Origin of the sequence: Chryseobacterium arachidis (assembly GCF_900129245.1) — a bacterium.
Taxonomy (GTDB): Bacteria; Bacteroidota; Bacteroidia; order Flavobacteriales; family Weeksellaceae; genus Chryseobacterium; species Chryseobacterium arachidis.
The window spans coordinates 327,315-352,445 of record NZ_FQUT01000001.1 but is presented as its reverse complement, the minus strand read 5'-3'; the positions used below and the strand labels follow the sequence as shown (position 1 = coordinate 352,445).

Sequence of the window (25,131 nt, the reverse complement as noted above, 5' to 3'; positions counted from 1 at the left end):
CAATGTTCAGCCATAATTAAGTATATTTGTATAAACTCATAAATATACCGGAAAATGAAAGCTTTGATTGTTGATGATAACGATATTGCCAGAACCACTTTGTCACATCTGGCCAAGCAGATCCCAAATCTTACGATCATAAATGAATATTCTAATGCGATAGATGCTTATAATCATTTGCAGTCCAAACACGTAGACATTATTTTTCTGGATATTGAGATGCCGGAAATGACGGGGATAGAGCTTACCAAGGCGCTTGCAGGAAAAGAAACCCTCATAATTTTTACCTCTTCCAAAAAAGAATACGCATTGGAAGCCTTTGAGCTGAATATTGCAGACTATCTTCTGAAACCCATCATGCCTGCAAGATTTTTACAGGCTGTGGCTAAAGCCCAGGCAATTTTAGAAAGCAGGAAAGAAAGTGTTCAGTTAACAAATGATGAATTTCTTTTCGTAAGAGATTCTAATATTACCAGAAGGCTCAAGCTGGATGATATTTTTTATGCTGAGGCAATGGGCGATTATGTTAAATTTTATACCCGTGAAAAAATGTTTGCGATACACGGGACGATGAAAGCTGCAGAAGAACGTCTTCCGAAGGACAACTTTATCAGAGTTCATCGCTCGTATATTATTTCTGTAAATAAAATTGATACCCTTCAGGACGGCGGAATTATGATTAACGGAAAATTCATTCCGATAGCAGATGCCTACAGAAAAGCGCTGAATACAAGAATGAATATTTTTTAAAAAACTCTTCTGCCTGTTTAAATTTGATTATTTTCTTTTATCATAAATTATGAAAAATATACCTTCAGTAATGGGCAACAAGCGTTTTGCATACCTCATCATCCTTACCTTTATTGCAGATTCTTTACTGCTGATTGCTATACAATTTAATTCTGCAAGAAATACCAAGGCGCTTATTCATAATAATAATATCCTTTTAAGTGAGCTGAGATCCAGTAATCATTTAAGAGAGATAGACCGTGATATTTTAGGAGTGGAAAGCAGGATCAGGGCTTCTATTGCAACCAATGACACGACTCATCTTGAAGGGATTGACCAAAAAATCAGTCAGATTGAAAATTTTCTCGATTCTCTTTCGAAAGACGATGCTGATGAAGAAGAAGAGCGCCTGATCCACAGGCTCAGCGTGTTGGCAATGGAAAAGAAAAATACCAAAGAAAAACTGCTGAGACGATATGCAGACCTGGGAAATATGGATGATCAAACCTCCATTGCCAATCCGCGGGCCAGAAAGATATCCAATGAAATTACTTCCATCACCGCAAAAATCTACGAAAGCAGACAGAAGCACATGGTAGACCTCAGCAACAGAAGCGAGGAAATGGGAAGAAAAGCAAAAATCTATGACATGACTTTATTAGCCCTCCTTGTATTAAGCGGTGCAATCATAGGTTATCATATCGTTCGACAGTTCCGAAGACAATATATTTTAATACAGGAACTGAATATCGCGGAGAAAAAAGCATCCATTGCTGCCCAAACCAAAGAAAACTTTCTGGCCAACATGAGCCACGAAATACGGACACCTCTCAGTGGAATCTTAGGATTTACCAATCTTTTGCAGAAACGCTCTTTGGATGAAACCTCTTCAGAATTTGTATCTTCTATTCAGCGGTCCGGAGAAAATTTAATGACTATTATTAATGATATTCTGGATCTTTCGAAAATAGAAGCAGGAATGATGAGAATTACTCCAGGAATTTTCAGTATCAACGGACTGATAGATTCAGTAGAAACTCTTTTTCTTGAAAGGGCCAAAGAAAAAGGCCTGCAAATATCCAGCACTGTGGACGCCACTATTCCGGACACATTAGTTGGTGATGCCACAAGATTAACGCAGATTTTGGTAAACCTTATCGGAAATGCCATCAAATTCACCCAGAAAGGCAATGTTAATGTTGAAGTTTACAGAAAACAGCAGACAGAGAAACAAGTCGTTATTGGTTTTAAGGTTTCAGACACGGGAATCGGAATTGATAAAGAAAAATTAAACGAAGTTTTTGAAAGATTCAATCAGGGGGAAGATTCCATCACACGGAACTATGGCGGAACAGGACTGGGGTTATCCATCGTGAAAAGTCTTATCTTGCTTCAGAATGGTAACATTGAAGTCATCAGCGAACAGGGAAAAGGAACAACATTTCATTTCTATATTCCTTATGACATCGCGCAGGAGCAGCTAAACAAAGTAAATCCTGTTAATACTGATTATTTTAAGGATAAATCCAAAACTCCTCTCCGTGTTCTGGTAGTGGATGACAATGCGATTAATCAGAGTCTTATGAAGCATCTTTTAAAGCAGTGGAATATAGATTTTGATATTGTTTCAAACGGTCTGGAAGCCGTGGAGTATTTAAAAAATAACGATTCTGATCTTGTGCTGATGGATATCCAGATGCCACAAATGGACGGGTACGCCGCCACACAGCAAATCCGTGAAGTATTAAAGCTTGATATTCCCATCATCGCCATGACAGCCCATGCCTTGGCAGGCGAAAGAGAAAGATGCCTGAGCCGGGGAATGAACGAATATATTTCTAAGCCGATAAAAGAAGAAGAACTTTTCAAACTGATTTCAGGTTTCGGACTGGAAAATAATCGGGTCTCAAAAACTGACACACAGGAAGAAGTACCTTCTTATCAATACATCGACTTAAGCTATATGCAAACCATAAGCGGAGGAGATACAACCTTTGAAAAAACCGTTACCCAACAGTTTATTGACAATATTCCACAACATTTGAAGGAACTTGTCCTTGCCTATGAAGACAAAGATTTTTCAACCGTAAAATTGAGAGCACACGATCTGAAGTCCAGTGTTGCCATCATGGGATTACTGCCTTTATTAGAAGAAAAACTGGAGTTCCTAGAAATAATTTCCAGACAAGACCAGCCATCAGAAGAAGCTTTGGAAACAGTAAGAAATATTATTACATCATCACTTTCAGAAGCTGAAAAATTTTTACATCAATTACAAAATATTAAACCTTAAAAATAATGAATTTATTTAGCCCCATACAACTTCGCAGTCTTGAGCTCAAAAACAGAATTGTATTATCTCCAATGCAGCAGTATAGTGCCCAAAACGGGATACCGGGCAACTGGCATCTTGTTCATTTAGGAAGCCGTGCCGTAGGCGGAGCAGGTTTGATCCTTACCGAATGTACCGCCGTTTCCGAAGAAGGCTTAGCTACTTTAAGCGATGTCGGAATCTGGAACGAAGAGCAGCAAAACGCCTGGAAAAACATTGTAGACTTTGTTCACGAACAGAATGCTAAAATAGGAATCCAGCTTTGGCATTCCGGAGGAAAAGGAAGCCTCAAACACCCTAACGAAAGAATGAAACCCCTTACTGTGGAAGAAGGCGGATGGATTGTCAAATGTTCCTCACCCACAGAAATCAACGGGGTGATTCCTCAGGAGTTATCTATTTCGGAAATCCAGGAACTTAAAAATAAATTTGCCCAAGCCGCTGTACGGGCAATAAAAGCAGGTTTTGATACGATTGAACTTCACGCAGGACACGGTTATCTTTTTCATCAGTTTTATTCAGCTTTAATTAATAAAAGAACGGATGAATACGGTGGAAGTTTTGAAAACCGAATCCGTTTTTTAGTAGAAACTGTTCAGGAAGTAAGAAAAGTGATCCCTGAAACAATGCCTCTTCTCGTAAGAATCTCTGCTGTAGATTATGTAGAAACCGAAGAAGGCTGGACACTGGATAACAGCATCCGTCTTGCAGAAATCCTTAAAAACGAAGGTGTAGATTTTATTACCGCATCAGGCGGCGGCTTTACCAATGTAAGCAAAGACAGGGTTTTCCCGGGATATCAGGTTCCTTTTGCTACTGCTATTAAAGAAAAAACTGGACTTTTAACGGGAGCTGTAGGGATGATTACCTCAGCAAAACAAGCTGACGAAATTATCAGCGGAAACAAAGCAGATCTTGTTATCATTGCAAGAGAGCATTTGAGAGATCCTTATTTTGCAATACATTCTGCAATCCAACTTGAACTTGATACAGAAATCCCTTGGCAATACAGAAGAGCTTTTTAAATTTGTAAAAAACTGATGATATGGAAAATCAAGGTGCATCTGTAGTAATTTCACATCATATCCTCGATGGGAAACAGCAGGAATACGAACAATGGCTGAATGAGATTGTTCCTTTAGCCAGACATTCCCAAGGTTTCATAGACCATCAGATTGTACGTCCAGTTAAAGATCTTACCTTCATCTATACTGTTATCATCAGATTTGATACAATTGAAAATCTCCGAAACTGGATAGAATCTGATGCCCGTAAAAAGCTCATCGAAAAAGCTGTCCCACTGTTCCGCAAAAATGACAACTATAAAATAAAATCCGGGCTTGATTTCCTTTTCGAAGACGACAATCAAACCACAGTTCCTGTCCGCTGGAAACAGTTTTTGGTAACCTGGTCAGCCATTTATCCTTTATCTTTATTGATTCCACTGATACTTCTACCCTTTCTAAGGTTATTAAAAATTCCTGCAAATCATTATTCCGACGGACTTCTGATTTCGGGTTGTATTGTTTTCCTGATGGTTTTTATAGTTATGCCAAATTATACAAAACTGATTAAAAAATGGCTTTATAAATAATATCAACCACATTAATCTATCAACTCAGAATCACTGCTTTTTACAGTGATTCTTTTGTTTATAATGAGGTTTCCCCTTACCATTCCACAGACATGTAATTATCATTTACAGAGTTTATTGAGAATCCTATGGAACGACAATTTTTTCATTAAATTAATTTTCTTTTTTTAAATAAATCATCATACCTGTTCAACGATACTTTTTGCCTGTTCATCGAACATCAATTGATTTTGTACTGAGTTGCTTGTAGCTTTACACTATCAAATTAATACAAACACTTAAAACCAAAACATTATGGAAATCCTACAAACACCAGAAAACGCATTGTCTCACTCAAGTGTAACTGCAATTATCAATGCACCAATCGAAAAAGTTAATATTGCAGACTGGCTATTAAACTTACCGGATGCCGAATATCAGAGATGTTCAACGCAGCACATAGGAGCAGCCATTTCCAGCACTTTTGATGGCCAGCCTGTTTCTTTAAATGTTGAAACAATCGGAGATGCTCTGATGGTTCAGCATTATGTTGCAGATGTCTACCGCCCTGATTACTGCAGAATGTTATCCATTTCAGATTCAATTACAAAAGGTGGAAGAACAAAAGTTCAGGTTTTATGGGAACTGAAAGCTACTAAAATCGACGACAACACCACTTTGTATACCAATGAAATCCACGCAACGGCAACACCCGAAATGCTGGCATATATTAAAGAAAATGGAATTAATCTGTCGGATGCTGCCGCAGCAAGACAGGCTGCATCAGACGCTCACAACCACGAAGAAACCCCAAACTTTGCAAAAAGCATCGAAAACAAAGCGCTTACAGGTAAATACAATCAGCCTTTTTAATCCCCAAAAACATAATGAGCGTATTAAAAGTACGCTCATTTTATTTAAGATTATGGAAACGACATTACTCAAAAAACTTCTTGGGACCTGGACACTCGTTGAATTAACTGAAGTTCCTGTAAACGGTGGAGAAATCACATATCCGATGGGCGAAAATCCGAAAGGGCTGATTATTTATAATCCAGATGGTTATATGTCGGCACAAATTATGAATCCTGAACGCAGTAATTTCCAGCAGGAACATTGGACAAATGCAACTCCGGAAGAATATGCGCAGGAAGCTGCCACCTATCTTGCTTATTCCGGCCCATTCAAAACGGATGATAAAAAACAAATCGTAAGTCACACGATATATATTTCCCTTTTTCCCGAACTGGACTGGGCAAATACAAAACAGAATTGTTATTTTTAAAGACGGCTTTCTTCATCTTGAAAGTGAAAAACCTTTTACAAGCAACTCCCGGTTGGTCATCCATAAACTAACCTGGAAGAAAGTTTGAAGTAAATCTAATATTAAAATTGAAAAAAATGAAAGCAATCGTAATCACAAAGCATGGAGCTCCGGACGTTTTACAGCTAAAAGAATATCCTGCTCCCGAAGTATCAGGAGACCAAGTTTTAATAGAAGTAAAAGCTGCCGGCCTCAACCGTTCAGATATTTTTCAGCGAGAGGGCAATTATCCCGCTCCGGCTGGTGTCAATCAGGAAATTCTTGGTTTGGAAGTTGCCGGTACAATTGTTCAGTGCGGACCAGATGTTACCGATTTTGAAATTGGCGACAAAGTTTGTGCACTTTTGGCAGGTGGTGGTTATGCTGAGCTGGTGAGTGTTCGCGAAGGCCAGTGTCTCCCAATTCCCAGCGGACTTAGTTTGGCAGAAGCAGCTAGTCTGCCTGAAACCGTATTCACAGTTTGGTCTAATGTCTTTCAGCGAGGGAAACTCCAGCCAGGGGAAACCCTTTTGCTTCACGGCGGGAACAGCGGTATCGGAATTACAGGAATTCAGATAGCACATGCTTTGGGCTCAAAAGTTATTGTTACCGTTGGTTCTGAGGAGAAAGGCCAGGTTTGCCTTGATTTGGGCGCAGATTTTTATATCAATTATAAAACTCAGGATTTTGAAAATGAACTGAAGAACGAAGGGGTAGATGTAATTCTGGATATGATCGGTGGTGATTATTTAGCCAAAAACATCAATATTCTGAAACCTGAAGGCAGACTTATTCACATCAATGCAGTTGACGGAAGCCAGACCAATCTCGATATCTGGAAAGTAATGACAAAACGTCTTACCATCTCCGGAAGTACTTTGAGAGGCCGAGAGTACGAATTCAAAAAACAACTGGCAAAAGAAGTTCAGAAATATGTTTGGCCTTTGATAGAGTCCAAAAAATTCAGACCTGTAATATTCAAAACTTTTCCATTTTCTGAAGCTTCCGAAGCACATGAATTATTAGAAAAAGGAACGCACAGCGGTAAAATCGTATTGGTAAGATAAGCACATCCCATGAAAAAAGATGCTGTTTTTTATTTATCCATTATTATGGCTTTCAGTGCGGGTTTTGTGGACACAAGTACCTTCACTGTGGCAGATGGCTTGTTTTCCGCGCATATCACGGGAAACTTTGTCGTTTTTGCCTACAAATTGTGCCATCATCACACGTTGGGTAATTTTGCCAACCTTGTGAGTTTTCCTGTTTTTATCTCTGCCGTTATTCTGACGAGTAAAATTAACAGCATTTATAAAAATGAAAAAGTAATCTTTGTTTCTATAGGAATATTACTGATGATAGCAGGACTCACCGCATTTATCTTAAAACAAAACCACATCGAAACAGGTTTTATCTATCATTTGATGCTGATGCTGATTGTATTTTCGATGGGAATTCAGAATACCATCAACCGATTATTCCCGAATTCTACTTTTGGTTCAACCACTGTCATGACGGGAAATGTAACCCAAGCAATATTAGATTTTTTCTCCTACATTTCTTTACCAAACACTTTTGAGAAATTAATTAATGTAAAAAAATCACTCGTTCTTCTGTCCGGATTTTTGACAGGCTGCATTGCAGGAGCATTGATATCTTCTACTTTTGGCCTAGTTTCCATGCTTATTCCTGCAACTTTGATCATCGTATTCGCTTTTTTTGAAAGGCTCATTATTCCTAAAATTGAACTTCAGTAAAGGATAATCAATTTTTATTTTCTTTAAATACAACTGTTTTGTGGCCAGACAGCTTTTACATTTATTTAAAAACAAAGTTGTTTTTCCTGCTACCTATTGGGTAAAAAATAAATATTAATTTTAAACAGTTTGTTTGTAAAAATAACTTTATTAAATACCTCTTCGGAGTTATCCGTTAAAATATAAATTACAAGACTTCATTAGAACTCTTTAAGAGCGGCCTGTGCCAATAATTATCAGTTCGTTCCTACGGAACTCCTCCCGACCAAATTTCAATCTATTAACAGAATACCTTCTACGGGAGCGGAAAAATATCATCGTCTTTTATATCATAAAACTCAACGACTCATTTTGCCCGTTCACCGAATGAAAGCTTAAAAATCACAGATTCAGGAGTAGTTTTACAATAGAAATTAAAGACAGACACTTATAATAATCACTAAAAAATAATATGATGAATACTTCAAATTTAAGCTTCAAATACGAGTTAGAAAAACAAAACCCACGTACTAATGACGGAGGAACTACAAGAGGTGCTTCTGTAAAAGATTTTCCTGCATCAATAGGTATTGCCGGAGTTTCTATGAGACTGCAGCCCGGAAGTATGAGAGAATTGCACTGGCACGCCAATGCCGCAGAATGGGCGTATGTGATTTCGGGAACCGTTCGTACCACTATTATTCATCCGGACGGAAAAAGCTATACCGATAATTTTGAACCGGGAGATGTATGGTATTTCCCAAAAGGGTACGGCCACTCGATCCAGGCGACAGGAACGGAAGAGTGTCATTTCATTCTGATCTTTGATAACGGTAATTTTTCCGAAGACCACACATTCAGCGTTACAGATTTTGTTTCAAGCGTACCGCCTGAAATTGCCGCTCAGAACTTAGGTTTAACCCTTGAAGAAGTAGCAGCGTTACCACAAAAAGAAGTCTATTTCGCAGCAGGAATTGTTCCGGATGAATTATCTTTCAATGCCACAGCAAGACCTGAAGAATCTGATATTGAATTAACCAATCTTCACCGTTATCCTTTGCATTCTCAACAGCCGAGAATCATTCCCGGAGGTGGTTTGCAAAGATTGGTAACGAGTAAAGAATTTCCTATCAGCAAAACAATGGCTGGTTCTATTCTAGAACTTCAACCCGGCGCTTTAAGAGAAATGCACTGGCATCCGAACGCTGATGAATGGCAGTATTTTATTTCCGGACAGGCAGAAATGTCGGTTTTCTTAGCGGAAGGTACGATTGTTACCGAACAGTTTAGTGCGGGAGATGTAGGTTATGTTCCGATGGGAGCCGGACATTATATCAAAAATACAGGCGATAAGGTTTGCAAAGTTTTAATTGGATTTAATAGCGGAACTTATGAATCCATTGATCTGAGCGAATGGCTGGCTGGAAATCCGAAAGATGTTGTCATCACGAATTTTGGTTTGAAGGAAGGCGAAATTGAAAAATTTCCTTCGAAGAAAGTATTTATTCAACCTGAAAAATAACGGTTTTGATTGTGGAAAAATCTCTTCTGTCATCCGAAGAAATTAAAGTACAGGAGAAATTGGCCATCTTTTTAGCCTTCATTGCTGGATATATCGACGCAACGGGATTGATCAAATGGAAAACCTATGTTTCCTTTATGAGTGGAAATACCACACAATTGGGAACGGCTTTTTTCAGTGGAAAATATGGAGTCATCATTATATCAGTCACAGTAATTGGAAGTTTCTTAATTGGAATCTTTGCAGGAACCTGTTTATCATTATGGAAGAAATGCAGCACTAAAACGATTGCTTTTTACATTGTTTCGGGAATTTTGATTTTTTATACATTCATCAACTACCGTTTCCAAATGGGTAATATTCCGTCCGTTGCTATTCTTGGTTTTGCGATGGGAATAATGAATACAATCGTAACAACCGTTGGACATCAAAAAGTAAATACCGATTTTGTAACGGGCACTTTGAACAGCCTTGCAAGAAATACTGCAATCTTTATGATGAGCAATGACAGAGATGAAAAAAATCAATCTAAAGCCAATGCAGTTCATTTGCTGCTCTTATGGATGGGATTTTTGTCAGGCGCTGTCACGGCTCCCTTCTTACTAAGTATATTGAAAAATTGGATTTTGCTTTTACCTGCAGTTTTATTGCTAACTTGTAGAGGATTAATTTTCAATTCAATAACACCTAAAAACTAAATATTATGTTACAAAAAGGCACAGTTGCTCCCGATTTTACATTGTTTGCAACACCAGACCAGAAAGTCACTTTATCAGAATTTAAAGAAAGAAATGTCATCCTCGCTTTCTATCCCGCAGACTGGAGTCCGGTTTGCAGCGACCAGATGGCTTTATACAACGAAACTTTGAAGTTCTTCCATAAATATGACGCAGAACTCTTTGGAATCTCTGTGGACAGCAAATGGTGTCATCTTGCTTTTTCACAATCCAGAAACTTACATTTCCCATTGTTGGCCGACTTTGAAGCAAAAGGAGAAACAGCAAAAAAATACGGCGTTTACGATGATGAGGAAGGAGAATGCAAACGCGCATTATTCGTCATTAACAAAGATGGCATCATCGAATGGAGCTACCTGTCTCCTACCGCCATCAATCCCGGCGCAGACGGAATATTAGATGCTTTAGAAAATCTTAACACAAAATAATTATGTCACTAAAACCATCAGTCAGCACAACTGACCACGCCCAAGGTAACGACAACGCCGACCTTGTAATTGTAGAATACGGCGATTATCAATGTCCGTATTGCGGAGCCGCTTATCCTGTTTTGAAAGAATTAATGAAAGAATTCGGAAGTCAGGTAAAATTTGTTTTCAGGAATTTTCCTTTGTCGGAAATGCATCAATACGCAAGACCTGCCGCCATTGCAGCTGAAGCAGCCAATCTTCAGGGAAAATTCTGGGAAATGCACGATGCGATCTACGAAAACCAGGGATCTCTGAATGAACTATTCTTATTTGAGCTTGCAGAAAAAATAGGCTTAAATATTTCTCAATTTAAAGAAGATATACAGAAAACCGAACTGGAAGAAAAAGTAGATTCGGATTTAGAAAGCGGAATTGTAAGCGGAGTAAACGGAACGCCTTCTTTCTTCGTTAACGGAAATAAATTCAATGGTGGCGCTCAGGATTTGATTGAATTAATTAGAGAGAATGCAGGATGATTTAGTCTTTCAGATAAATAAATCTACACAGCATTAATGAACATGTTATCAATAAAAATTTGATTATTTTTTTATTTTAAATAAGTAAAATGGATACTAAAAGACTAAATATCAACCATACACTTTATGCCAATGGCATCCGCCAAAATTACATAGACACTGGCGAAGGCGCTCCCGTTGTCCTCCTCCATGGTTTTCCCGAAACCAATTATGCATGGAGATATCAAATACCGGTACTCAGCAAAAAATACCGGATAATAGCACCCGACCTTCGTGGCTATGGTGAGACAGATAAACCCGCAACCGGCTACGATAAAAGGAATATGGCCAATGACATTATCGCTTTATTGGACGAACTGGGAATAGATAAAATTGCTCTTGTAGGCCATGACCGTGGTGCCCGTGTAGCCACCCGGCTTGCCAAAGACCATCCTGAACGTGTAGACAGATTGGTTGTGATGGACAATGTACCCACCCGTATTGTTGCCAGGGATCTGAATGCTGAAGTCGCAAAAGCCTATTGGTTCTTTCTGTTCCATCTTGTTCCCGATTTGCCGGAAGTTCTTATCTCCGGAAAAGAGGAGCAATGGCTGAGATGGTTTTTCTCCGACTGGACCTATGACCCTTCCACGATCTCCGGAGAAGCATTTCATACTTATGTACAGGCATACCGCTCTCCCGGGGCAGTTCGAGGCGCGATGGCAGATTACAGAGCTAATGCAATAGATCTAGAGCAGGATAAAGAAGATGCTCATATCAAAATAGAATGTCCGACACTGGCACTTTGGGGTGAGAACTTCGGTGCTGTGGGAAAAATGTTTGATATGCCAAAAATCTGGGCAGAGATGGCGACTAATTTAAAAGCAGTATCTATTGAACAATGTGGACATCTTCCTCATGAAGAACGTCCTGATAAAGTAAATGCGTTGCTGCTGGAATTCTTACAAGGCTGGAAAGGCTAATAGCCCAACTAAATCTTAAAGATAAAGTTTACAAAAATTTTCTTTAACGGGCCAAGATAAATACTTTCATCTCTTCGATTTAAACTTATTTAAACTTTTATATAAGCGGAAGTAGAAAAAAGATTTTTAAACATAACATATTTAAGTTTAACAATTAATTACAAAAAAAGCAATCAGGCATACGAAATTAAACTAAATTAATTTCTACCTGCTTTATCTGCCCTACATTTGCTAAAGTAAAGACAGAACAACTATCAAATAAAATTAATCACAAACATTAAAAATTTAAACAAAATGAGTACACTAAAATTAAAAGACGGAACAGAAATTTTTTACAAAGATCAAGGTGAAGGACCGGTATTAATGTTTCACCACGGATGGCCACTATCTTCAGACGATTGGGATGCACAGGTGATTTTCTTCCTTCAGAGAGGGTACAGAGTTATTGCACACGACAGAAGAGGCCACGGAAGATCCAGCCAGAATATTTACAATCACACGATTGAGCAATACGCTTCTGATGCTGCAGAGCTTGTTGAGTTTTTAGATTTAAAAGATGTGATTCACATCGGTCACTCTACTGGAGGTGGTGAAGTGATCCGTTACGTTAACAAATATGCCAAAGGAAGAGCCAAAAAAGCAGTTTTAATCAGTGCGGTTCCACCGATTATGGTTCAAAGTGAAAGCAATCCTGATGGCGTTCCGATGTCTGTTTTTGATGATATCAGAGAACAGACACTGAACAATAGAAATCAGTTTTACATCGATCTTACTTTCCCTTTCTATGGATATAACAGAGAAGGCGCAAAAATAAAAGAAGGTGTGCAGAGAAACTGGTGGAGACAGGGAATGATGGGGGGAATTGTCGCTCATTATGATGGAGTAAAAGCTTTTTCTGAAACTGATTTTACAGAAGATTTGAAATCTGTAGAAATTCCGGTTTTGGTAATGCATGGCGAGGATGACCAGATCGTTCCAATTGCCAATGCTGCATTAAAATCAATTAAATTATTGAAAAACGGGAAATTAATTACTTACCCAGGTTTCCCTCACGGAATGCCGACGACAGAGCACGAGACAATTAATAAAGATCTTTTAGAGTTTATTGAAGCTTAAATCCAAGCCTTAGTAAGACCCTAATATTACTAAAAACGCAGAAGGAATTACTTTCTGCGTTTGTTTTTTTCTCATAAGGGGCGAAAATTCTATTTCAGGAAGAGATTGATGTATCCTGCCGTAAGTTCCGGATGTTCATGTTGTGGTGCGTGCCCGGCATCATTCAGAATGATGTGCTGCATCGTCGGCGCATTTCTTAACAATGGCATCCAGTTTTCGGTAGCAAAACTGATATCATGGTCCCCTGAAACCACCAGAACTTTAGATTTTAAGGTCTTATAACTTTCGCGGAAATTCCAACGGTCTTCCCGCATGGTTCCAGATCCTGCAATATATCTTTCAAAAATCTCCTGATTTGCGGGAATTAAAGAGCTGTCTAATCTCTTCCCTATTCTGTCGTGAGATTCCTGAGCTGCTTTTCTGCTTTTTTCGGAAGCCGGCTCAAAGAACAGATAATATTCGTCTTCCAGATCATTAACAGGCTTTAAGGCATGATCAAAAAATACCTGTTCTATCGGAATCGCATTTTCCCCCGGAGGATTTGTTCCTATTAAAATAGTGTTCTGCACACGTTCCTGATTTTGGAAAGTAACTGCCTGAGCGACCAATCCGCCGTATGACCAGCCCAAAACATTAAATTTATCTATTCCAAGATAATCTGCCAATGCAGGGACAGTTTTTGCCACCTCAACGATATCCAGAGGCAGTTCCCCCTCCGAGCTTCCGATTCCGGGATAATCAAAAAGAATAACCGTATTTTTTTCTGCAAGAGAGTCTATAAATAAGGGATCCCAGGTATCCATGATTCCCCTGAACCGATTAACAAAAAACAAAGGTGATCCTTCTCCGAATTTTCTGTAGGCAATCTTACCATTGTTAATTTCTGCAAACTGAGTTTCTGCTGTTAATGATGTTTTCATAGGCTAATATTTTTAATACTAATTTACAAAACTTTTTAATGCCCGTATGCAGCAATACCTTCTTTTTCCAATCCTGAATACATTTCATTCTTTCAGTATACAGCTCATTTACAATATGATAAATAATCCTACCAAACAACAGTCTCTGTGATGGGTTGATGGTCGAGTGCTTCAGCTTATAATCTCCCGAATCCTTTTGATGCATCTGTGATGAAACTCTTTTACTTATTTTTTAATTTTAGTATTGTTTAGTTATCAGCAATGACTAAGAATCAGTAATCCATTTCAGCAGAAGAATGATATCAAATTACATGCGCCCAATGTAAAATCAATTATACCTTTTCAGTGATTTTTGTCGGACTGTATCCAAAATACTTTTTAAATGCATAAGAAAAATGCGAAAGGTCTTCAAAACCTAGATCCACAAAAATATCCGATGGCAGATTTCTTTTTTCTTTGATCAGAAAATGAGCTTCAGTTAACCTTTTCTGCAAAATCCATTTGTGAGGGGAAGTATGAAATACTTTTTCAAAATCCCGTTTGAATGTCGCCAGACTTCTTCCTGTGAGATAGGCAAAACGTTCCAGATTCACGTTATATTTATAATTCTGATTCATAAATGCTTCGAGATCTATTTTATGTGGTTCTGAAAAATCAAAAAGAATATTTTTCAATTCAGGCTGAAGCCTTAGCAGGATCAGGAGTAATTCTTTTATTTTTAAATCGATCAGATCTCTGGTCAGCAGACTTTTAACTTCAAGAATACTTTTTAGTCCGTTGACATAATTTGTCAGAACCTCATTCATCGGTATCGGAACCATAGGCTTTACAACCTCAAAATGATCCATCGATAACTCGTATTCTTTGGCAGCATTCCGCAATACCTCTTCACTAAGATAGATATTAAGACTTTCAAAAACTCCGTTTTCAGGAGGGTATTTTACAAATTTTACCAACTGATTTTTACGGATCAGATTGAAATGTCCTTCTTCGGCTCTATAGCTGTCTTTTCCGTCTGCCAGCATAAAGCTTCCCGACAGCTGGTAAGAAATCGTATGCTGAGGAACAAAATTTTCCCCTTTCCTGCTCATTTCATGATAACACGAATAGACAATATCTGACTTTTCCATTTTCTATTAGAATAAAATAAAGCGCTATTTCTGCAACAACGCTTTATCAAATTTACAAATTATTATTTCAGAATCGCTTTGGCTTCAAGATAAGCATCTAAGCCATATACTCCGTATTCCCTGCCAATTCCTGACTGCTTGAAACCACCGAAAGGCAGCATAGGATCATGACGGAACCCGTTGATACAGACTCTTCCAGCATCTATCTGGGAAGCAACTTTCTTCGCTCTTTCAGGATCTTCCGAACTGATGTAGGCCGCCAAACCGTAAGGTGTATCATTAGCAATCTCGATAGCTTCCTCTTCCGTTTTGTAAGGAATAATTGATAATACAGGCCCGAAAATTTCTTCCTGAGCGATTCTCATTTTATTATTCACATTCGTAAAAATGGTCGCTTTTACAAAGTTTCCCGCTTCCAGACCTTCCGGTTTCCCTACTCCTCCTGCTAATAGGGTTGCTCCTTCTTCCAATCCGATTCTGATGTAATTCTGCACTCTTTCAAACTGCTTTACACTGACCATCGGACCGACATTGGTATCGGGATTTTCCGGCATTCCTACGATTACTTTTTCTGCGGCAGCTTTGGCAATAGCATTCACTTCTTCCAGCTTACTTTCAGGAACCAATAGCCTTGTCGGTGCAATACAGGCCTGTCCGCTGTTCATATAAGCGCCAAAGACTGCAGTTGGAATAACTTCTTCAAGATTGGTATCATCTAGAATAATATTAGGAGATTTTCCTCCAAGTTCCAGCGTTACTCTTTTCATGGTATCCACAGCGGTTTTAGCAATAATTTTTCCTACCGCCGTAGAGCCTGTAAATGATATCTTTGAAATATCCGGGTTATGGGTAAGCTCTGTTCCTACCACATTTCCTAAGCCTGTTACAAAGTTGATGATTCCTTTAGGCAACCCCGCATCGTGAAAGGCTTCCATTAAAACCTGAGTCTGTAAACTGCTCATTTCACTGGGTTTGATCACAACAGTACATCCGGCAGCAATCGCAGTAGCAACCTTACTGCAAACAGAGCTGTTGCTGGCATTCCACGGCGTGATAATTCCGACAACTCCTACCGGCTGCAAAACAACAGTTGAGTTATTAATATTTTTTTCGAACTCAAAAGTTCTGATTGCTGCAATCATTGTATCGAACCAGCTGCCTGTATATTGATTGCTTACTGAACAAAACTGAAACGTTCCTCCATATTCCTGAATCATGATATCCGTAAGATCTTTTTCTCTTTTCTGCACGGCATTCTTCAGCCTTTCAAGATATTCTATCCGCTCATCAACCGTTGATTTTGAAAAAGTTTTAAAAGCTTCTTTTGCGGCTGCAATTGCGTTTCTGGTATCCCATTCATCTGCAAGAATTACCTCACCGATCTTTTGATGATCCGAAGGATTTATCAAATCTAAAACTTCTGTTCCGTGTGGCTTTACAAATTCGCCATTGATGTAAATTTTGTCTACTGTTTTCATTTCTAAAATTTTATACTACAAAATTAGATCAGAAATGAAAGTCCGACTTTGCAAAAAAGCTCAATTATACTTTGTAAAAAAGTTCAATCATATTTCAGTAATTAAAATGGTTTTTTGTAATAAAGAGGTTTAAACTTTTATTTAATTGCAAGAAAAAAAGCCTCCCAATCTGAGAGACTTATATAAATATTAAAAAATGTTATCTGTAATTATAATTCTATCGTAGAACCTATTTCAGGAAGATGAAGCTCTAAACCGCTGTTTTTAAAATCATCCAATGCTTTTTGCTTATCCAAAACAATAAAACCGAATGTATCGTAATGTACACCCAATACATTCGTAACTCCGATAAGTTTCGCAGCCGTAATAGCTTCCTCCACGCCCATGGTCAAAAGATCTCCTATTGGAAAAACAGCAAAATCGGGTTGCATAAAATCCACTACCAGCTTCATATCCAGAGATAATGCCGCATCGCCACTGTAATAAAAATTACCCTCTTCACTGCTGATCACAAAACCACAGGCAATCCCGCCGTAAGAACCATCTTCAAAACTGCTGGAGTGCAGTGCATTTACACATTTTACCGTGCCGAAATCAAAGGCAAACTTGCCTCCGGGATTCATTGGAAAGGCATTTTCTATACCGTTTTTTGTAAGCCAACTGTAGATTTCAAAGTTGCCGACTACTTTAGCACCCGTATTTTTCGCAATCTGTATTGCATCATAAATATGATCGTAGTGAGCATGTGAGACAAAGATATAATCAGCTTTAATACTGCTTACATCAATATGACTCGCCAACGGGTTTTGTGTAATATAAGGGTCAAAAAGAATGTGCTTCCCGTTAATTTTTGCGGCAAAGCACGAGTGTCCGTAATAGGTTATTTCCATAATATCAGTTTTTGTCTTTTTACAGCAAATTTCCAGCCAATCAGCTATTTAATATTTTATCTTATTGTTAATTATATATTAGTATCGATACAACCCTTATTAATGTATTACCATTTTATATAAGGAAGTAGTTTTTTTATTTGCTCCTGCCCGCTGTCATTTTGCTGCTTTTTAAGTTCATTGCCTGTATCGCGCAAAATCCTGACTGCTTCAGTGTTATACACTGATTCTGAGTTTAAATCAGCAAGTGCTTTATTATAGTCTTTTACCAGACTGTTTGCTGCCCCAAACTTTTTGTTAAGACCATCACCTAATGAAATTAATGTTTTATGAACTGCATTATTCTTTCCGAAACAACCTTTATCCCCTCCAACACCCTGAGTCAGGCATTTATTAAGTTCTGCCGAAGAAAGCTTCCCTCCTGCACAGCCTACAAAAACATATGGATCTCCTACTGAGGCTGAAGAGCATTGAGCCACGATTAAAGACTCAGGGGTAATATCAAATGCATTGGCTCCATAGCATATAGCAACATTGGAAAAATTGAGTAGGCCTTGCTGACCAAGCCCTTTTACACAGGAAATCATCTTTTTAAAATCAGAATCGTGTTCTGTTTCTGAAAAGCATAAAGGAAATTTACTGTAATCTGAACCAAATTCGTTGTGACATTTTGCTATTTTCCGTGAATACTGCTGCTCTTTACTGCGTCCCATTATATTAATCATACACAACGTTTCTTCCTCCGGTGTAACAGAATTTTTAGAGCATTTATAAATTTCAAATTCTTTTTTACCAGACATTTTTTCGATCATGCAGTGGCCAAACTTCTGTTTATCGATCTGACTAGAGGACATTAAAGACTGCTTGTAACAGTTATTTGCTGCCAGTTCCGAAGTTATCATCACATTACCGTAAGGTTTTTCTTTATTGATTAAAATAACAGGTACAGGAGTAACAGCTCCCGTCGCGGTTACAATCCCCACATTAGGATTACTTTCTTCAGAAACAGTATTTACTTCTATAGGAGAAGGTGGTTTAAAGTCGTAATTACCGATAACCCGGCTACCAAACCTGTAATCTATCTCAATAAAATTTCCCCGGTAATCCAGGAAATATGCATTTTTAGCAGGATCTACAGCCGGTAATCTAAGAAACATCAGCCCGGAAGGATCACGCTGTGCAAAACCTCTGTTCGTAGGGTTACCATCCTGAACGACCAAGCCATTATCATACAAAGCAAAGGACTGCCCTCTTAACTGATCAGTGATACGGCCGAGAATATTTTGTGCAAATACCAACTCGGAAGCCAAAATCATGAGCAGAATTAGAAAAAGGGATTTCAAACTTTTAATTTTTGTGTTCATAATGAGTTATCAGATTATTATGTTCATCAAATTTAACTAAAAAAAACATCGTTTAAAATACCACCAAAGGGGTATATTCCAAGAAAATATACCCTAAATACTATTACATATTCGGTTAAAAAATTTATCCGTAAAAAATAGAGTTATTAAAAAAAACAATCATTAATATTCTGAAATCATTCCTATAAACATTAATAAATGCACAATAAAAGTCACTACTGTTTGAAAAATAATTTAAATTTGATACATGGGTTCACAGCTAATTTTTATTCAGCATTTCCCTTTTTTATTATTTATAGTTTAATGAAAAATATAAAGTCCGGAAATGGTAAAAGTTTTTTGAGCATTTATATAAAAAACCACAAAACATCATATCATGAAAGCTACTTTACCTCATTCTCTGCAAGAAGATTTGCAGACCAAATTTCCGGATTTCCTTTTAAAAAAAATGAATGATTTCTATGCCAACAGAATGGGCAAAGAATGGAATGGCAAACACATTCTCCGAGGAAAAATTCCCAATGAAAATTCAATTGATCTGACAAGCAATGACTATCTGAAGTTCTCAAATGATCCACAGGTTTTACATTCACAACTTACAGCTTTTGGTGAAATACATCAAAACCCTCTGATGTCGGCTTCCTTTATTCATGGGAATAATCCACATACCCAGCTCGAAAACCGTCTGGCTGACTTTTTCGGAGCAGAATCTGCCATACTTTGTCAATCCGGATATGCAGCCAATCTCGGGCTAATGCAGGCATTGGTAGAAGATTCCGGAGTGCCTGTATATATTGACATGATGACCCACATGAGTGTCTGGAATGGTATACGTTTGGGAAATGGAAAAGCGATATCCTTTATGCACAACGACATGAGCCATTTGGCAAGAAGAATTAACGAATATGGTGCCGGGATTATTGTTGTAGATTCTGTTTACAGCAGTAATGGCAGTCTTGCCCCGTTGTATGAACTCGCCGAGATTGCTCGGGCAAACAACTGTACTTTAATAGTGGATGAATCGCACTCTTTTGGCACTCATGGAAGACATGGAAAGGGATTAATACATGAATCAGGCATTACTGATCTTGTCTTATTCAGAACTGCCAGCCTTGCTAAGGCTTTTGGTTCTAGAGCAGGAATAATTTTATGCCCCGACGGATTCAGAGATTTTTTTAATATTACCTCCAAACCGCAGATATTCAGTTCAGCTCTTATGCCTTTTGATATTATCGGATTAAGAGCTATATCGGACCTCATCCAATCTGAAACCGGAGATGAAAGAAGATCGAGACTTCATCAGTATTCTTTTCAATTAAAAAAACTGTTATTAGAAAAAGGAATTGATGTTACTGAAAGCGAGTCACAAATAATCTCATTAAAAGTAAATTCGGAAAGTAAAATGATGTTCCTAAAAGAGTATCTGGAAAACAAAGGGATATATGGGGCTCCTTTCTGTACACCTGCCACTGCTAAGAAAAAACCTTTATTACGATTTTCACTTCATTCCGAATTACCTCAGGATATGCTTGAATATATTGCTGTTAACTGTCAAAAAGCATTTTCAGCTCTTACATTGCAATAAATTTCTTGCTCTTAATTTCAAAAAGATGTAGTAATTTCAGAGCTTGTTCAAATTTAATCTAAAGCACATTTAGTTTATTCTTAATTTTAACCCTTAAGGCTTTAAGAAATTATTCGATTACTACAGATTAAGCAATCAATACATCTCATTTATTAAGTTTTTCAGCTTGAACTCTTAAATTCTTAATGTTTAAAAACTTAAACAAACTCATAATTAAATTCAAGCAAAAAGCTTATTTTATATACACGAATTAACTATATTGGCAACGAATTGACCGATATGAAGCTACATCAAAGAAAATTTACCGAAATTAAAATATTACTCAAAGAAAAACTTGGTGAAAAGATTCGTACAGAAGAAAAATACGGAACTGAGTATCTCGAAATAGATGGCAGCAAAGTATGGATGAGTGCTGATGATAAGGAACTTATCGTAGGATACGGATTTTCTCATACCCATTTTACTGATGATGATAACCTTTATGAAGGGATCATTCAGTTTTTTGATTTATTAACCAATCCTGTAAAAATCACTGATTACATTAAAGGAAACACTATTTTTAAGACTGTTGTCGAAATAGAATATCTAAATGCTCAACCTCTAAACATTGGAGAAACAGGCTTACTGTTCTACCCTTACTGGAAAAAAACTAAAACTGAAATTTCCTTAATATTGCCGATACTTACTAAAAAGGATATTGAAAAAGAGGTAAATGTCATTATCAACTGAAAATTTGTATTAAAAATTACAACCGGCAGTTTAGGCTAATGGTATCAAAACTAAAACTTCTTATATTTGGCAAGATTTAGACAAAAAAATATCAGTATAATGACTTTTGATGAAATAAAAAAAGAAACCCAGCTTGAAATAAAAACCAACCCAAAAACCAGGCTCATCTGGTATTGGGGGCTTGCATCACTGATCTCTGTTTTTATCCTGAAATGGATCCGTGCACAACACATGCATCTCTCCGAACCAGCAGATTTTCTACAGGGTACCTTGCCCAACTTTTTTGCGGCTACCGGAATTTGTGCCGCTGTTTTTGTCTACCATAAACTGATTTTCCGGGTAGATAAACCTTTTACCGAAAAATTGATTTTTGCAACTCTATTTACTCTTTTTGGATTAATACTTTGGGAAGTTATACAATATTTCATGGGATCGCCAATGGACATTTATGATATTATGATGACAATTTTTGGCTGCGGAATAACTGGGGGATTTATTTATATTCTTTATTATAAGACTATTAATATGTAAAAAAACTATAGTCAGAAATGAAAAAAGCACTATTTTACAGCGTCATTATCCTGGCAATGTTGGCGGGGTTCTTTTATATTCTGTGTGAAAAATCCTTCCCGCACCAAAAAACTAAAAGTTTTGGACTGTGAAACCACGTATCAGGATTATTATTTCAATAACTGGAGCCTGAGAAATTGGGTGATAAAACCCCAGCCCACCACAGAATTTTCCAGACAATTTGCTAAAAAAGAAGTCGGACAATGCCTTTATGAAAAATATTTTATTTCGCTTGATCCTCGATATAGAACTGAGCTTTTAAAGTTGTTCAAGGATAATCATGAAATAAAAATAAGCGTGAAAAACTTTGAAATCAATACCGAGTTTAAAGAAAAAACCGGACGAAATACACCTTCAAACCCTGTTTATTTTGATCCAAACTATTTAGAATAGAGCATCTTAATGAACAACTGATATAAAAAACAGATTATGTCATTATTCAAAAGCCCATATCTGATATTTGTTCATTATTTTTGCTGGAATATTCGAAAATTCATTGGGATATGAGCAGTACATTTTCCGTCAATACACAAATCAGTGTGGTTTCTAACTTTTCACAACTCGTTGGTATCAACTTTCACGATTCAGTGAATGCAATCTGCTGGGAGAGAAATTTAGCCGGAGATTTTAAAGAAATTGTTTCTCAGCTTGAATTAAAAGAAAATATTACGGAAGTTCTGCCCAAAGATCTCCTCTCTCTAAAACTGTCTGAAGAAGGCGATCTTGCAAGAAAAATTATTTTAACGGATCTCAAATTACTGACTGATTTCGGTGCTTCTCCTTCTTTAAACCTGCTTAAAAACTATGAAAGAGATGAAGAGTTTGATTTTATTTCCACCGATGTATACTCCTATCATGTGGATCGTTCTCCCATAGGAACCGATACTTTTTTATGCACTTACCATGGTGCTGCGAGCGACATTTTACCTAATCATCAGGCTATACAGAAAATCCAGATCCCTGAAATCCGGGAAAAACTTAAAGCTTTGTATGATGGGCCTTCAGAGAAATTTGAAGATTTCCTCAGGGAAAACTACTTTGATCTTCATTACGAGGCCCTACATAATGCTCACCCCATTAATTTGGGATTGGGACATGTGTGGAGATTGGCTGTAGATCACCCTGGACAAAAAGTATTGCCCTGTATTCATCGGGCTCCGATTGAAAATGAGGGTGAATATCGGTTGCTTTTGATTTGTTGATTTACTTATTAACAATAATTACTTTCCGATACAAAAATAGTTATAATTAATTATCAGTAAGTTATATATAATAGTAACAATATAGAATCGTATCGATTGTTATTTTTAGATTTTCACTAAAATGTAGTCCGTTTTTAAAATACAAAAAATAATTATATAGATAATTTGTAACGAAAGTTTAAATTATCGATTCCCAATCTTTGAGATTAATAAAAATCGCACAAAATTATTATTTTGAAAAAAAAGAACAAGGAATTAATTTGTTACCATTTTAAACATATAAATAATAAAAGCAATCTCTATTTCTAAACCTAAGAAATACTTGTTGTTATTACAATATTTTAGATATTACTACTCCTTTTATTCTTTTTAGTAGGTGGGTAATCCTTATCTAATCTTACATTTTAAGCAGGAAAAATATTTTACGAAAAATTTTAAGCTTTTTAAACCTCCAAAAAAAAATTTTGCTCTACTTTTTTAAAGTAGGGGGTACTACCAAAACTTGCCCTATACCGGGGCACTTTTGTATAGATACCTTCTGATAAGATAGATATAGTAAGATTTTGGTAATAACAAAAATTTACTATATTTACAATTAACTCAAAACCATGAATTTAAAACATGCCTGAAATAGATACAGATTTTTCAGCAAAAGAACCATCTTTAGGATATTTTTATCAAATAAAATATGCATTATGGCTTTTTCTAAATAATAAAGATTTAGATGAAGCAAGTTTAAGAATTGAAAGTCTGGACGATATTGATGTTACAAATGTTGATGTCACAAATTTATATCAGACCAAACTTCATATTAAAAATAAAGCTAATCTGACTGATGCAAGTACAGATTTTTGGAAAACAATAAGAATATGGTCGGAACATATACAAAGTAACATAGTCGATGTTGAAAAGAGCATTTTTAATCTAATAACTACCGAGCAAGTTCCTGATACTAGTATTTTATATAAATTAAAAGAAGGCAACCTAATACCAGAGGAAATTGAAGAGGTAATTAAGCAGTTAGATTCAATAAGCATTTCTTCTACTAGCAAAACTAATGAAAAAGGTTATCAAGCTTATAACAGTCTTAGTTCCGATATCAAAAAAAAGTTAATAAAAAACATACGAATTCTAGACAATTCTCTTGACACTACTGAATTAGAAAATAGAATTAGAAAAGAATTACAAATATTCATCTACCCGGATTACCTTGATGATTTTTGTGATTTTTTATCTGGTTGGTGGCTAAGATGCTCAATAGAAATCTTAACTAATTCGAGAGAATTTATAACGTATCAAGAACTACAGACACAAATCAATAACCTTCGTGATAAATATTCTGCTGATAATCTTCCTAATCATTTTCCTGAACAATTAAATATTTCTGACAAGGAAGTAAATGATTTAAAAGATAAGAATTTCATTAGACAACTTGATTTAATTCAAATAAAACTTAGTTCAAAAACGACAAAGAGAGCAATAAGCGATTTTAGAAGGGCTTACGAACAAAGATCACGATGGTTAAGATTACAATTGTTAAATCCAAGCGAAGAAGAAGAATTTGATAAGAGATTGCTTGATTATTGGAAAAATATTTTTGAAATTATGTGTGATGAAGCCGACGAAAATGAAGCTGATATTGAAGAATTAAAAAAATTGGGGAAACAGTTTTATTTAGAACAATTTGCTAAAAATACACCACAAATAAAGATTAGAGATAAATTTAATGAAGATTATTTAACAAGAGGAAGTTTACATATTTTATCAGATCATAAAAAAATAGGTTGGCATCCAAAATTTAACGATGAATTATGAATTCGACTTGGGAAAACAGAAATCCAATAATAGCAAATTTATTCAACCCTGCATTTTGTGGTGAAATTATTCGTGTAGTAATTCAGTCATACAATAAGCAATCTAATAAAAAGTTTCCATTTGCTTTAGCTTTTATTATTTTGCCAATATTACTACATGATGAAACCAGGAAAAAATTACCTCGATCAGTAAGATCATACTTTTTTGTCTGGATAGAGGAAAATGATTATTTATTTTTAAATTTTGCGAAACGAACGCAAAGTATGGTAAAATATACAAAAGAAGCCATCATTTTTGCTATGGCTTATAAAAAAATTTATATACTTGAAACGGGTGAATTTATAGTTTTAGAAAAGAAAATTAAGAAGAGAAATGGAGAAGAATATGAGGAATATAATGAGATTCTAAAAAAAGCAGAAATGTTGGGAAAATGGCTAGCCTTAACAAGTGATGTAAAATCTATCTATTCATTTTTGAGAATAACACCATAAT

Annotated in this window: 27 protein-coding genes; 21 read left to right on the top strand and 6 right to left on the bottom strand. The window is 36.6% G+C overall.

Going from position 1 to position 25,131, the window contains the following annotated elements; translation table 11 throughout:
* Positions 1-54 precede the first annotated feature (54 nt).
* From BUA89_RS01615 to BUA89_RS01550, 14 genes are all read left to right on the top strand, one after another.
* A complete protein-coding gene (locus BUA89_RS01615) occupies positions 55-750 on the top strand; it encodes a LytR/AlgR family response regulator transcription factor (protein ID WP_072952881.1) in 696 nt (231 codons plus the stop codon).
* A gap of 49 nt (positions 751-799) precedes the next feature.
* Entirely contained in the window at positions 800-3,022 is a 2,223-nt protein-coding gene (locus BUA89_RS01610) for a hybrid sensor histidine kinase/response regulator (protein WP_072952880.1), read from the top strand.
* A 5-nt stretch (positions 3,023-3,027) separates the two neighbouring features.
* On the top strand, positions 3,028-4,086 hold the full coding sequence (locus BUA89_RS01605; RefSeq protein ID WP_072952879.1) for an NADH:flavin oxidoreductase/NADH oxidase: 1,059 nt from the start codon (positions 3,028-3,030) through the stop codon (positions 4,084-4,086).
* Positions 4,087-4,106: 20 nt separating this feature from the next.
* On the top strand, positions 4,107-4,655 hold the full coding sequence (locus BUA89_RS01600) for an antibiotic biosynthesis monooxygenase (protein WP_072952878.1): 549 nt from the start codon (positions 4,107-4,109) through the stop codon (positions 4,653-4,655).
* 294 nt (positions 4,656-4,949) lie between these two features.
* Positions 4,950-5,507 carry a hypothetical protein gene (locus BUA89_RS01595; protein WP_072952877.1) on the top strand — a complete coding sequence of 186 codons (558 nt, stop codon included), beginning with the start codon at positions 4,950-4,952 and terminating at the stop codon, positions 5,505-5,507.
* A gap of 52 nt (positions 5,508-5,559) precedes the next feature.
* The gene (locus tag BUA89_RS01590; protein WP_072952876.1) at positions 5,560-5,919 is read left to right on the top strand and encodes a lipocalin-like domain-containing protein; all 360 of its coding nucleotides are present in this window, start codon (positions 5,560-5,562) and stop codon (positions 5,917-5,919) included.
* A gap of 116 nt (positions 5,920-6,035) precedes the next feature.
* A complete protein-coding gene (locus tag BUA89_RS01585; RefSeq protein ID WP_072952875.1) occupies positions 6,036-7,004 on the top strand; it encodes an NAD(P)H-quinone oxidoreductase in 969 nt (322 codons plus the stop codon).
* Positions 7,005-7,013: 9 nt separating this feature from the next.
* Positions 7,014-7,694: a YoaK family protein gene (locus BUA89_RS01580; RefSeq protein ID WP_072952874.1), complete on the top strand. Its 681-nt coding sequence runs from the start codon at positions 7,014-7,016 to the stop codon at positions 7,692-7,694.
* Between the two features lie 451 nt (positions 7,695-8,145).
* Positions 8,146-9,195, top strand: a complete 1,050-nt coding sequence (locus BUA89_RS01575; protein WP_072952873.1) for a cupin domain-containing protein — start codon at positions 8,146-8,148, stop codon at positions 9,193-9,195.
* An 11-nt stretch (positions 9,196-9,206) separates the two neighbouring features.
* Complete coding sequence (locus BUA89_RS01570; protein ID WP_178362415.1) at positions 9,207-9,893, top strand: YoaK family protein; 687 nt, start codon at positions 9,207-9,209, stop codon at positions 9,891-9,893.
* A 5-nt stretch (positions 9,894-9,898) separates the two neighbouring features.
* Positions 9,899-10,360: a redoxin domain-containing protein gene (locus tag BUA89_RS01565; protein WP_072952871.1), complete on the top strand. Its 462-nt coding sequence runs from the start codon at positions 9,899-9,901 to the stop codon at positions 10,358-10,360.
* Positions 10,361-10,362: 2 nt separating this feature from the next.
* Complete coding sequence (locus BUA89_RS01560; RefSeq protein ID WP_072952870.1) at positions 10,363-10,878, top strand: DsbA family protein; 516 nt, start codon at positions 10,363-10,365, stop codon at positions 10,876-10,878.
* A gap of 89 nt (positions 10,879-10,967) precedes the next feature.
* A complete protein-coding gene (locus BUA89_RS01555; RefSeq protein WP_072952869.1) occupies positions 10,968-11,840 on the top strand; it encodes an alpha/beta fold hydrolase in 873 nt (290 codons plus the stop codon).
* A gap of 294 nt (positions 11,841-12,134) precedes the next feature.
* Positions 12,135-12,956, top strand: a complete 822-nt coding sequence (locus BUA89_RS01550) for an alpha/beta fold hydrolase (RefSeq protein ID WP_072952868.1) — start codon at positions 12,135-12,137, stop codon at positions 12,954-12,956.
* Between the two features lie 89 nt (positions 12,957-13,045).
* Here the strand turns inward: BUA89_RS01550 and BUA89_RS01545 are convergent, their stop codons facing one another.
* The 6 genes from BUA89_RS01545 to BUA89_RS01525 form a co-directional block, all read right to left on the bottom strand.
* Entirely contained in the window at positions 13,046-13,876 is an 831-nt protein-coding gene (locus tag BUA89_RS01545; RefSeq protein ID WP_072952867.1) for an alpha/beta fold hydrolase, read from the bottom strand.
* Positions 13,833-14,081 (bottom strand): hypothetical protein, encoded by a 249-nt coding sequence (locus BUA89_RS22845; protein WP_143152245.1) that lies wholly within the window; start codon positions 14,079-14,081, stop codon positions 13,833-13,835. Before BUA89_RS22845 ends, BUA89_RS01545 begins: the two co-directional genes overlap by 44 nt.
* A 127-nt stretch (positions 14,082-14,208) precedes the next feature.
* Entirely contained in the window at positions 14,209-15,006 is a 798-nt protein-coding gene (locus tag BUA89_RS01540; protein ID WP_072952866.1) for a helix-turn-helix domain-containing protein, read from the bottom strand.
* 62 nt (positions 15,007-15,068) lie between these two features.
* Positions 15,069-16,484 (bottom strand): aldehyde dehydrogenase family protein, encoded by a 1,416-nt coding sequence (locus BUA89_RS01535; RefSeq protein WP_072952865.1) that lies wholly within the window; start codon positions 16,482-16,484, stop codon positions 15,069-15,071.
* A 209-nt stretch (positions 16,485-16,693) separates the two neighbouring features.
* On the bottom strand, positions 16,694-17,374 hold the full coding sequence (locus tag BUA89_RS01530; RefSeq protein ID WP_072952864.1) for a metal-dependent hydrolase: 681 nt from the start codon (positions 17,372-17,374) through the stop codon (positions 16,694-16,696).
* Between the two features lie 107 nt (positions 17,375-17,481).
* On the bottom strand, positions 17,482-18,717 hold the full coding sequence (locus tag BUA89_RS01525; RefSeq protein WP_143152244.1) for a hypothetical protein: 1,236 nt from the start codon (positions 18,715-18,717) through the stop codon (positions 17,482-17,484).
* Between the two features lie 397 nt (positions 18,718-19,114).
* On the opposite strand from BUA89_RS01525, the gene cqsA reads away from it, so the two are divergent.
* From cqsA to BUA89_RS01490, 7 genes are all read left to right on the top strand, one after another.
* Positions 19,115-20,323, top strand: a complete 1,209-nt coding sequence (cqsA, locus tag BUA89_RS01520; protein ID WP_072952862.1) for an alpha-hydroxyketone-type quorum-sensing autoinducer synthase — start codon at positions 19,115-19,117, stop codon at positions 20,321-20,323.
* 279 nt (positions 20,324-20,602) lie between these two features.
* Positions 20,603-21,052: a hypothetical protein gene (locus BUA89_RS01515; RefSeq protein ID WP_072952861.1), complete on the top strand. Its 450-nt coding sequence runs from the start codon at positions 20,603-20,605 to the stop codon at positions 21,050-21,052.
* A gap of 66 nt (positions 21,053-21,118) precedes the next feature.
* Positions 21,119-21,583, top strand: a complete 465-nt coding sequence (locus BUA89_RS01510; protein WP_178362414.1) for a hypothetical protein — start codon at positions 21,119-21,121, stop codon at positions 21,581-21,583.
* A gap of 120 nt (positions 21,584-21,703) precedes the next feature.
* Positions 21,704-22,015 (top strand): hypothetical protein, encoded by a 312-nt coding sequence (locus BUA89_RS01505; RefSeq protein ID WP_143152243.1) that lies wholly within the window; start codon positions 21,704-21,706, stop codon positions 22,013-22,015.
* A 110-nt stretch (positions 22,016-22,125) separates the two neighbouring features.
* Positions 22,126-22,824: a DUF1826 domain-containing protein gene (locus tag BUA89_RS01500; RefSeq protein WP_072952858.1), complete on the top strand. Its 699-nt coding sequence runs from the start codon at positions 22,126-22,128 to the stop codon at positions 22,822-22,824.
* Between the two features lie 621 nt (positions 22,825-23,445).
* On the top strand, positions 23,446-24,639 hold the full coding sequence (locus BUA89_RS01495; RefSeq protein WP_072952857.1) for an ABC-three component system protein: 1,194 nt from the start codon (positions 23,446-23,448) through the stop codon (positions 24,637-24,639).
* Positions 24,636-25,130 carry a three component ABC system middle component gene (locus tag BUA89_RS01490; protein ID WP_072952856.1) on the top strand — a complete coding sequence of 165 codons (495 nt, stop codon included), beginning with the start codon at positions 24,636-24,638 and terminating at the stop codon, positions 25,128-25,130. The genes BUA89_RS01495 and BUA89_RS01490 overlap by 4 nt, the downstream gene beginning before the upstream one ends.
* Position 25,131 lies beyond the last annotated feature (1 nt).